This is a genomic window from Streptomyces sp. NPDC055078 (assembly GCF_053607985.1).
Window position 1 is genome coordinate 1 of the sequence record NZ_JBSGUP010000233.1, and the last position, 11,446, is coordinate 11,446.

Annotated in this window: 5 protein-coding genes and 1 pseudogene; 3 read left to right on the forward strand and 3 right to left on the reverse strand. The window is 67.4% G+C overall.

What is annotated here, in order from left to right; translation table 11 throughout:
- The coding region (locus ACWF94_RS20285; protein WP_453489938.1) for a hypothetical protein at window positions 1-190 on the reverse strand (190 nt) is incomplete at its 3' end.
- On the opposite strand from ACWF94_RS20285, the gene ACWF94_RS20290 reads away from it, so the two are divergent.
- Window positions 171-8,477 carry a DNRLRE domain-containing protein gene (locus ACWF94_RS20290; protein WP_453489941.1) on the forward strand — a complete coding sequence of 2,769 codons (8,307 nt, stop codon included), beginning with the start codon at window positions 171-173 and terminating at the stop codon, window positions 8,475-8,477. The two genes, ACWF94_RS20285 and ACWF94_RS20290, sit on opposite strands and share 20 nt — an antisense overlap.
- Window positions 8,478-8,527: 50 nt before the next feature.
- Window positions 8,528-9,052, forward strand: a complete 525-nt coding sequence (locus ACWF94_RS20295; RefSeq protein WP_453489944.1) for an SMI1/KNR4 family protein — start codon at window positions 8,528-8,530, stop codon at window positions 9,050-9,052.
- A gap of 829 nt (window positions 9,053-9,881) precedes the next feature.
- Here ACWF94_RS20295 and ACWF94_RS20300 read toward each other — a convergent pair.
- Window positions 9,882-10,469, reverse strand: a complete 588-nt coding sequence (locus tag ACWF94_RS20300) for an RNA polymerase sigma factor (protein ID WP_453489947.1) — start codon at window positions 10,467-10,469, stop codon at window positions 9,882-9,884.
- 205 nt (window positions 10,470-10,674) lie between these two features.
- On the opposite strand from ACWF94_RS20300, the gene ACWF94_RS20305 reads away from it, so the two are divergent.
- The gene (locus ACWF94_RS20305) at window positions 10,675-11,118 is read left to right on the forward strand and encodes a hypothetical protein (protein WP_453489950.1); all 444 of its coding nucleotides are present in this window, start codon (window positions 10,675-10,677) and stop codon (window positions 11,116-11,118) included.
- A gap of 78 nt (window positions 11,119-11,196) precedes the next feature.
- On the opposite strand, the pseudogene ACWF94_RS20310 reads toward ACWF94_RS20305, so the two are convergent.
- Window positions 11,197-11,446, reverse strand: a pseudogene (locus tag ACWF94_RS20310) (RNA polymerase subunit sigma-24); the annotation flags it as partial.

An 11,446-nucleotide genomic window follows, 5' to 3' on the forward strand; every position in this document is an offset into this window, starting at 1 on the left:
GGCCGAAGGGCAAGAAGTCGCCACCGGCGAAACGAATCAAGGAACTGGCCGGGCACCGCACACCCCAAGCCAGATTCTGGCAGTTGTCGGACGGGCGGGTGGAGGCGGAGTTATCGGCCACCCCGGACTCGTATCGGTCGGGAGCGGCCTGGAAGCCCATCGACACCGCCGTGCGGGCGACGAAGGACAAGGGATTCGTCTTCGCCAACACCACGAACACCGGCCGAAGCTGGTTCGGTTCCGACCCGGCGAAGCTGATGCGCTTTCGGACCGCCGACGGCCATACGGTCACTCTCGGACTCCGGGGCGCCGCCCAGGGGGTGCGGCCGACCGCCCAGGGCGACACCGTCACCTACCGTGGCCTGGCCGCCGGTGCCGATGTGTCGTACCAGGTGGGCGCGGGCCGGGTGAAGGAGAACATCACCCTGGCGAAACGGCCCGCGAAACCGGCCACGTACGTCTTCACCCTCGACGCGGGGGCGCTCCGGCCCAGGGAACGCCCGGATGGTTCGATCGCCGTCTTCGGCGAGGACCCCGCCCACCCGGTGCTGGTGATCCCGCCCGCCTTCATGACCGACAGCCGTAAGGACCGGACATCGCCGTACGGCACGTCGTTCAGCCGGAAGGTTTCGCAGAAGCTCAGCCGGGACGGCAAGAGGTGGCGCGTCACGCTCACCCCGGACGCCCGGTGGCTGGCCGCGCCCGAGCGGCGGTATCCGGTGGTCATCGACCCGACCATCACGATCGCGCCGTCGGCGGGGACCTCGCAGGATGTGATGGTCCGCTCGGACCATCCGGCCACCAACTACCACGGCACCTGGGAGATGGCGGTCGGCAAGACCAGCGCGTCGGGCATCGCCCGCTCCCTGATCAAGTTCCCGCTGGACGAGATACCCGCGGGCTCGAAGATCGACGCGGCTCGGCTGAGCCTGTACTACGACCAGGTCCACACCACAAGCTCCACCAACGTGGACGTGGAGGTCCACCGGGCGACGGGTGCTTGGAACGAGGCCACGGCGACCTGGCAGAACACCAGCGCGCTGGCGGGTGAACAGTCCGCCACCTCCGTCCAGATCGACGACGGCGACCACGGGACGGCCGCCGTGGGGGAGTGGCCCCGCGTCAGCGGTACGGGCGTGGGCGGTGACTACACGTACAACAAGAACGCCGCGACCGGCGAGTCGTACACCTTCCAGCCGCATGTCCCCGAGACCGCCGACTATCGCGTCGAGGCGTACACCACCCCGCAGGCGGACGGCGCCACCGCCGCGCCGTACACCGTCACCTCGGCCGAGCCGACCCAGCACTTCACGCTCAACCAGTCCACCGGCAGCCCCGGATGGCACCGGCTCGGCACGACGCAGATCGACTTCACCAAGGGCGACACGGGCAGGATCACCGTCGGGGACACCGGAGACGCGTCCCGGCGGACCATGGCCGACGCCGTACGGCTGGTCAACGCCGCCCAGATCCGCAAGGACATCGGCGAACACAACGCCTGGCACAACTTCGCCGTCGCCGACACCGTCCAGAAGTGGGTCAGCGGCACCGCCAACCACGGCTTCGTCATCAAGGCCGTCAACGAGTCGGCCACGGCACCGCTCGGCGGCCCCTCCTACGAGGCCGCGGACTACGACTACGGCGGTGAGACCTCCACCATCCCGAGGCTGACGGTCACCTTCGGCAAGGTCGGCACCTCACTGCGCTCGCCCACCGTCATCCACGGCAACGGGCCCGAACTGTCCTGGCCCGCCTACCACAACACCAGCGGCGACACCGGCCAGGACCTGGTGGAGTACCAGCTCCACCGCTCCACCCACCAGGTGTTCACGCCCTCCGCCGCGACCCGGGTCGCGCCCGTGGCCAAGACGGCCACCCACTACACCGACACCACCGCGGTCCCGACCCCGGACAGCAGTCCGGAGGAGGTCGGCCGGGTGTACTACTACCAGATCGCGGTCAGAACCCGGGACGGACATCTGCTCGGCTCACCGACCCGGCTCGTCGCCGTCCCCAAGGCGGGCCGCACCATGCGGCTCATCCAGGCCGGCCAGCACGACACCACACTCTCCTCGGCCCACCCCGCGACCAATCTCAACACCATCGAGCAGGGCACGGTCGGCCAGCACTGGCTCAGTGTGGGCAACAACTCGGCCACGTACGGCAAGACGCGCGCGGTCGTCGGTTTCCCCACCACCGCCATCCCGGCCACCGCGACCGTACTCGAAAGCCGGATGTTCCTCTGGTCGACCCAGACCGAACGCACCGGCACCACCAAGGCGCGCTACGACCTGCACGGCCTGACCAGGAACTTCACCGACACCACCGCGACCTGGAACAAGGCCGACGCCACCCATGCGTGGACCCACCCCGGCGGTGACCACTCGGCGGCGGTCGCCGACTACGTGCCCTCCATCAACACCGACCTCGGCCGTCACTGGTGGGACGCCACCGGACTCACCCAGAACTGGGTGAAGACCCCGATCAGCAACCACGGCGCCCTGGTGAAACTCCACGACGAGAGTGCCACCGGCCCGCAGGAGCGCTCCCTCTTCCTCTCCGCGGGCGCGTCCGACCACCAGCTGCGCCCCCTGCTGCGGGTGATCTACGTCGACGCCACCGCAGAGAACACCTACTACGCGCCGAACACCCCGGCCCGTATGACGACCAACACCAACTACCCGGCGGACGTCACCATCACCAACACCACGGGGCACGCGTGGGCGGCCGGTGAGCGGGAGCTGTCGTACACCTGGAAGCTGCCCGACGGCACCGATGTGACCACCGCCGCCAACCAGCTCAGGACCGCCGTTCCGGCCCTGCTGCCCGGCAAGTCGGCGACCGTCCACGCGAACATCCGCGCACCCGACATCACCGGTTCCGGCAACGAGCGCACCGAGCACTACATCGGCTGGGACATCCGCAAGGTCGCGGACGGCACCTGGCTTTCGGCCGGCCCCGGCGGGATTCCGCCGCTCAGGCAGGACGTGGCCGTGGAGGACCTGAAGGCCCACCACCTGGGCATGGAGAAGCACTACTCGTACACCGGCAAGAACACCGGCGCCGGTTCGACGCTGCTGAACAACCTCGGTGCGGGCAACAGTGTCTGGTCGTACAACGCCTTCACCAACCCCGGCCGGGGCCTCACCACGTTCGCCCGGTTCGCGTACAACTCCCAGGACACCTCGGACACGGTCCTCGGCCACGGCTGGTCGGCGCAGGCGGCGGGCCCGATCCGGCTCGGCGCACCGCTCGACTTCCATCCGCGGACCAACCCCACCGAGATCCGTCTGATGGACGGCGACGGCACCACCCATCTGTTCCGCAAGCAGCCGGACGGCACCTGGCACGCCCCCGCAGGCGTCCACTACCGGCTCACCATGAAGACGGGCCTGAGCTGCACGCCCTCCCAGGACTCCGTTCCCGACGCCTGGACCCTCACCCGGCCGGACGGCACCCGCTTCCTCTTCGGCTGCGACGGCTATCTCACGGAGACGGTCGACAAGAACGGCAACACCCAGGACTTCACCTATGTGGAACGCGTCTCGAACAACCGGACCGTCAAGTTCCTGACGTATGTCACCGACCCCGCTCACCGCAGGTCGCTGACCGTCGACTACTGGGAGAAGGGCGACGCGACATACGAGTACATCAACGACGCGGGCGCCAAGGTCTCGGGCACCAACCTCAGCAACCCCCGGATCTACGACCATGTGAAGTCCGTGACGGACATCTCCGGCCGGAAACTGTCCTTCCACTACACCACCAAGGGAATGCTCGGGCAGCTCACCGACGGGGACGGCTCCGCCCAGCCCAAGGTCTTCGCCTTCACCTACGACGCGGCCCAGAGCGACCGGAACGTCAAGCTGGTCAGGGCCACCGACCCGCGCGGCAAGGCGACCGGGCTGGCCTACCACGTCCCGGGCGCGGGCACCGCCCCGAAGAACAACTGGCGCACCAGGACCCTCACCGACCGGCTCCAGGGCGCGACCGGCTTCACCTACGCGGCGAACACCGCCGACGCCACCCACACCGACACCACCGTCACCGACGCCGAGAACCACGCATCGACCTATGTGACGGACGGCCTCGGGCGCGGCATCCGGTACACCGACGCCAAGTCCCAGGTCACCACGTCCGCCTGGGACACCGACAACAACATGACCTACCTGGAGGAGGCCAACGGCGCCAAGTCGGCCTACTGCTACGACCAGAAGACCGGCTACCCGCTGTGGACACGGGACGCGGAGCAGAACAGGGCCGGGGTACCGCCCGCATCGGACTGCGCGCCCGGCACGGCTCCGGGCTCGGCTCCGGCCAACGCCACGACGTACGAGTACCAGACCCGCGTCGACGGCTACTCGGCCGATCTCTTCCGCACGACCTCGCCGGAGGGCCGCACCTCGCAGTTCGGCTACGACGCGTTCGGCAATCCGACCCGGGTCACCGACCCGAAGGGCGTCGCCACCCCCTCCGTACCGGACGACTACACCACGAAGTACGAGTACAACGCGCACGGTCTGCTGACCAGGGCCATCGACGCCAACGGACACCCGACCACCAACAGCGCCTTCGGCCCCCACGGGTATCCGGCGACGACCACCGACGCGCTCGGCAAGGCGACGACGTACGCCTACGACGAGCGCGGCCAGGTACGCGAGGTCACCGACGCCCTGGGCAAGAAGACCACCCAGACCTATGACGTCTACGGGCGTCCGCTGGTCCACAAGGAACCCAAGGACCAGCAGGGCGGAGTGCTGATCACCACCCCGGCTCCGGTCTACGACGCCAATGACAACGTCACCACGTCGACCGCTCCCAACGGGGCCGTCTCCACGGCGGTCTACGACGACACGGACCAGATCACGGAGGCGACGGCGCCGCGGGACAGCGCCACTGCCGCCGTCCGCACGTCCCTCTACACCTACGACAAGGTCGGCAACCTCCGCACCACAACCGAGCCCAAGGGCACCCTGACCACGACCGACCCCGACGACTTCAAGACCGTCAACGCCTACGACCAGCTCCACCAGCTCGTGAGCGTCACCAACTCGGCGGGTGACAAGGTCTCGTACGCGTACGACGGCGTCGGCAACCTCACCACCGTCACCGACCCGAAGAAGAACGCCACCACCGACCCGACCGATTTCACCACGAAGACGGCGTACGACCTCGACCACCGGGTCACCACGGTCACGGACGCCGCCGGCAAGTCCACCTCGCGGAAGTACGACAAGGACTCGCTCGTCACCGAGACCACCGACCAGGAGAACAACACCACCCACATCGCCTACGACGAGCGCGGCAAACAGACCGAGGTCCGCACCCCCTATGAAGGCACCACCCACCGGACGGCCCGGTACGAGTACGACCAGGTGGGCAACGCGACCAGGCAGATCAGCCCGCGCGGGGTGAACACGGCCGCACCCGACGACTTCACCTCGGAGACCACCTACGACGCACTGAACCGGCCGGTACGCCGGTACCTGCCGTACGACCCGGCCGACCCCCGGCACAACCAGCGCGTCTACACGGAGACGTCGTACGACGCCGTGGGCCGGGTGACCAGGACCTCGCTGCCGCCCTCCGAGGGACAGACGGTCCGCAACGACACGGACCACCAGTACTACGACAACGGCTGGGTGAAGAGGTCCACCGACCCGTGGGACATCTCCACCGCCTTCGACTACAACGAACTGGGGCAGCAGACCGCCCGGACGATCGCCTCCGCGAACGGCACCGCGTCGCGGACCATGGGCTGGTCGTACTACCCGGACGGGAAACTGAAGGCCAAGACGGACGACGGCGTGCCAGTCGGCAGCGCGGTCGTCGTGGTCGACAACTCCGACGCGCAGAGCACCTCGGCCACGGGCACCTGGACGAAGGCCACCGCCACCGGGCAGCACGGCTACGACCACCAGGTCCACAGCGCCGGAGCCGGCGGTGACGCCTTCACCTGGAACCTCAATGTCCCCAGGGACGGCACCTACACCGCCTATGTGAAGTACCCGCAGGTCAGCGGCGCGGCGACAGCGGCGAAGTACACACTCACCAAGGCCGACAACACCACGACGGACATCACCAGGAACCAGAGCACCGGCGCGGGGACCTGGGTGTCGCTCGGCTCCTTCGCCCTGACCCAGGGCAACAAGGCCAAGCTCCAGCTCTCCCAGAACGCGGCGGGCGCGGTCGTCGCCGACGCCGTCAAACTGGTCCGCACCACCACCGGCGAGACGGACGACGAGAAGCGCACCTTCGCCTACGCCTATGACGTCAACGGCAATATGACGTCGATCGACGACACCTCGACGGGCACCAAGGTCGACGCCTACACCGTCCTGTACAACGCGCTCAACCGGGTGTCGAAGGTGACCGAGGCCCTGGCGGGCCAGGAGAAGAAGTCGACCTCCTACACCTACGACGCCAACGGCAGGCCCACCACCGTCACCCACCCCGACCAGTACGCGGCCTACACCTACGACCTGCGCGACCTGGTGTCGACCGTCTCGGTCGGCCGCTCGGCCACCGACCCCGCCCCCAAGGTCTCCTCCTACACCTACACCGCCCGGGGCCTCAAGCTCCAGGAGACCAAGGCCAACCAGAACACCCTCGACCACACCTACTACCTCAACGGCGCGGTCAGAACCCAGATCGAGAAGAAGCCCAACGGCACCCTCGTCTCCTCGCACACCTACGGCTACGACGCCAACGGCAACAAGGCCCAGGACATCGCGCGGCGGATGAGCGCCGACCAGCACACGTCCTCCCTCGAATCCACCACGGACTACACCTACGACCCCGCCGACCGGCTCGCCCGATCGGTACGTACCGGCCACGGCGCGGGCACCGACACCTACTTCCACGACGACAACGCCAACGTCGTCAGCCAGAACGTCAAGGGCACCGCCACCACCTTCACCTACGACCGCAACCGCCTGGCCTCCGCGACCGCTTCGGGCGCCACCTCGGCCTACTCCTACGACCCCTTCGGCCGGCAGAACTCGGTCACCCGGGGCGGCGAGGTCGTCGAGCGCAATGTGTACGACGGTTTTGACCATGTCACCGAGTCCCAGAAGCGGACCCCGACGGGGACGATGCAGTCCACCACGTACGCCTTCGACCCGCTCGACCGCACCGCCTCCACCACCGAGGGCACCAGGACCACCGACTACACCTACCTCGGCCTGTCCGGCGAAGTCCTCAACGAGGAGGTCGCGGGCGCCCTCAGCAAGTCGTACCAGTACAGCCCCTGGGGCGAGCGCCTCTCCCAGGTCAAGCACAACACCGACGGCACCACCGAGTCCGGCTTCTACGGCTACAACAGCCACTCGGACGTCGAGACCCTCACCGACGCCAACGGCAACGCCAAGGCCACGTACGGTTACTCGGCCTACGGCTCCGACGACCCCGGCGACTTCACCGGCATCGACAAACCCGATCCCGGCAACCCCGCCAAGGATGCCTACAACCCCTACCGCTACAACGCCAAGCGCTGGGACGCCTCGTCGGGGACGTACGACATGGGCTTCCGCGACTACAGCCCCGGCCTGAACCGGTTCACCAGCCGGGACATGTACAACGGGGCGCTGGCCGATATGGGTCTGGGCAGCGACCCGTATACGGGCAACCGGTATGCCTTCACCGGCGGGAACCCTGTCAGCGGTGTCGAACTCGACGGTCACGACTACGGGTGGGGTGACCTCCTCGGCGACGCGAAGAAATGGGGCAAGAACGCGGTCAAGTTCGGAGCCAAACGTAACCCTGTGGGCACGGTTGTGGAGCTGGGGAGCTGGGCCCTCGGGTACGAGAGCCCGGTGGACACGGCCGTTGACCGGCTCTTCGACACCTTCGGTCCGAAGCCCTTCTCGCCGCGCGGAGACGCGGGATGCAATGCCGGTGGCGGTGGCTGGCTCAACCTCGGCGACACCGACAAGAAGCACGGCGGCCGGGCCACCGGTATGGAGGCGTGTCTGACCGAGGACTATCTGGCGCAGAACAAAAGCAGGGGAAGCTCGCCGGAAGTACAAGATATAGCTCCGCCCGGATACCGGTGGGCGCAGAGGACAGCAAGGCACAATGGAATGAATCCCCCCAAGCTTCACATAAACGCCTGCCATCTACTGGCAGCGGAACTGACCGGTTCGGGAACGGATCTGAGGAACATCACCACCTGTTCGCGGGGCGCGAACACCTTCCAGAGCGGCTCCACCATCAAGACCATGCGCACATACGAGATCATGGTGAAGGACGCGGTGGATGCAGGAATGACGGTGTATTACAAGGTCACGCCAAAGTACAAGGGAAACCGGACCGTGGCCGAGTCAATCAACATGCACGCCTACGGTTTCAACAACGACAACTCCGTGGGCATGAAGTTCAATGTGACCATTCCCAACGAACTGCTCAACGGGAGTAATTTGGGTCGGTACAATGACCAAAATACCGGGGTACCCATACCCGTCGGAGGTGAGCGGTGACAAACCTGGAAAATCTTCGCTCGATGCTCCCCGTACCGGAGGGGCAATCGATGGATGCGATCGACTGGGAGGAGATCTCGGCGTCTTGGGGCACGGCTCTGCCTGCCGACTACCGGCAGTTCATGGAGGTCTACGGCCCTGGTGGCATTGATGACTTCCTGAACATTCTGGAACCGGAGCCCTGGTACGAGCACCAGGCTGGCCAGGGGATCACGCCCGAGACGAAGACGGCCCGGCTCACGTGGCGGATGGAGCGTGGCACGTTCGATGTGACCAACGCCCCTCGGTTGATCTCGTGGGGGGTCGACGCAGTCGCCGATCTGTTGTGCTGGGATGCGTCGGGAGACAACCCGGACGAGTGGCCCGTCGTCGTCTGGGGGCGTAGTTTCGGGAAGTGGTCCTGGTACGACTTCGGCATGGTCGAGTTTCTCTGTCGGCTCTTTCAGGCTGACTTCGACGAGCCTCCCCTCGGGGGAACCTCGCTGTGGGGTGTGAGCGGTGCGCGCTATCTGAGGCTGGCTGAGGAGCGTCGTCTGTGGGCGCAGGGTTTCGACGACCCTTGGGATCAGGTCTGACATCCCCATTCCGGCTGGTGCCTTGCGGTGTCTTCGCGCCATGGGCGCCAGTCGAAATGCCCTTGGAGTGGCCAGAATCGGACGCAACTGCCCTCAAGCCGGAGGCATGGATTGACGCACTTGGAGGCTCTTCGCTCTGTGCTCCCCGTACCGGAGGGGCAATCGACGGAGGCAATCGACTGGGACGAGATCTCGGCGTCCTGGGGCACGGCTTTTCCTGCCGACTTCCAGCAGTTCATGGCGGTCTATGGCCCCGGTGTCATAGAGGGGTGTCTTGGCATCCTGGAGCCGGAGTCATGGAGTGAGCACGGTACTGGCGATGACATGTCGGCTGAGACAAGGCACGCGCGCCGCACCTGGCAGGGGGAGCCTCGTAGAAGTTTCGATGTATGCGCCGAACCTCGTCTGATCTCATGGGGGTCCGACGCGAGCGCCGACACTCTGTGCTGGGACGCGTCTGCGGAGAATCCGGATGAATGGCCCGTTGTGATCTTCGATCGCAGCTCCGTGCGATGGTCCCGGTACGACTGCGGCATGGTGGAGTTCCTCTGTCGGCTCCTCCGAGCCGATGGTGATGAATGCCCGCTCGGGGACACCTCGCTGTGGGGGATGGGCACGGCACGCTTTCTGAATCGGGCGGAGGAGTTTCGCTTGTTCGACCAGGGAATCCGGCCTTGGTAGTCCTCGCTGGTCCGCACACTGCTGGTGCCCCGGCTCGAAAGCGCCGGGGGCACCGTTCACGTCTGAGGAGCCCCTGTCGGTCCCCGGCTTCAGCCAGGGTCGCGGGCCGGACCCTGGTGCCACTCCTGATGTCCGGCCCGCCTTACGCTCACTGTCCTTGGTCGGCCTCCGCGAGTTGCCGTGCCAACTGCTTCAGCCCCTTGTGTGCGGCCGACCGGACCGCCCCCGGCCGGATGTCCAGAACCCGCGCCGCCGTGACACCGTCGAGCCCGATGACCGTGCGGAGCAGGACCGCTTGTGCCTGACGGTCAGGCAGTGTCGCGATCAGTGTCAGGGTGTGGCGCGTTGAGATGAGTTCCAGCGCGTCCCGGGCGGTGTCCTGGGGGCCTGCCAACTCGTACGCTTCCTCGGTCAACAGTGCCGCGCGAGGCCGGCTGCGCCTTCTGCGCAGATGGTCGATGGCCCTGTTGTGCGCGATACGGATGGCCCAGGCGCGGAATCCGGCGCCCTGGCCATGGAATCGGCCCAGGTCCCGGGTGATGTCCAGCCAGGTGTCGGAGGCGACATCCTCCGCGTCGGCTCCCACCAGTCCGTACAGATAGCTGAGCAGCGTCGGCTGGACGAACAAGTACGCGGTGGCGAAGGCCCTTTCGTCTCCCGACTGCGCTTCGGTGACTGCTCTGCTCAGCTCCGCCTCGCGCGCGGCGGTGGTCAGTTCCCCGTTTCGTAAACCCACATGGGTTCACCTCCGTCAGATTCCGCCCTCCCGTCCCGCGCCGGGTTCCGCACACTGCGCCCTCTGGAAGGCGTCGTATACGCCGGGCACTTCCCACCCCTGACGGCCACCACACCATCCCCGGGTGATACCCGCCGGGTTCCGGACGCTTGAACTGAGGGACCGCCTTCTGCGGTTCGAGCCACAGTGAGGAAGGTGAGTACTGATGCATCCGATCGTCGACCCGGTACCTGCGGCACCTCAGATGCGGCACTACGTCGCGGAGTTCGTCGAACGCGTCAACGCACGGGCGCGACTGCCGCTCGACTATTCGGTCAAGAGCTTGCGCGTCGTGGACTTCGTGGTGGACGGCCTCAGACGGGCCGGGAACGAGCGGGGCCGGGTGGCCGAGACGCTGTTCGGGCTCGGTGGGTACGCCGGAGAGGTCATGGTGCGGCGGGCCGGTGGCGCCTGGGCTGATCTGGGGCCGGAGCAGCGGGAGTTGTTCGGGCAGCCCCTGGGTGTGCGGATGCCCGATGGGCGGCTGTGGAATCCGCTCGGCAAGGTGGTGAAGCGGTTCGAGTGCGGCCCGGAGGAGTCGATGGCCGCGCTCTTCCTCCAGTTGCACGGGCGGCGCCGGGGCGCGGCGGTGCCGGGCGGGCAGCGGTAGGCGAGGGGCCTCCCTGGTCGGCTCGTTCTCCGGCGCCTCAGGGGTCCCGGTTCCCCCGCCTCAGGGCCCCGGGCCCGCTCAGCGGCGCAGGGTGGTTTCCTGGTCCAGACGCGACAGCTTCTCGGGGTTGCGTACGGCGTAGAGCCCGGTGACGCGGCCGTCGTCGACGCGCAGCGCCAGGACGGTGTCGATCTCGCCGCCGAGGCGGACGATCAGCGCCGGATCGCCGTTGACGTGCGTGGGCTGAAGCGACATCGCGGCGGCGATCCGGCCCAGCACGCGGGCCACCTGGTCGGCTCCCACGACGGGTGCCAGCGCGGCCTGGACG

Excerpts from the sequence above, each read along its gene's own strand:
- ACWF94_RS20295 (WP_453489944.1), top strand. The coding sequence starts at position 8,528 with ATGGATGCGATCGACTGGGAGGAGATCTCGGCGTCTTGGGGCACGGCT.
- ACWF94_RS20305 (WP_453489950.1), top strand. The coding sequence starts at position 10,675 with ATGCATCCGATCGTCGACCCGGTACCTGCGGCACCTCAGATGCGGCAC.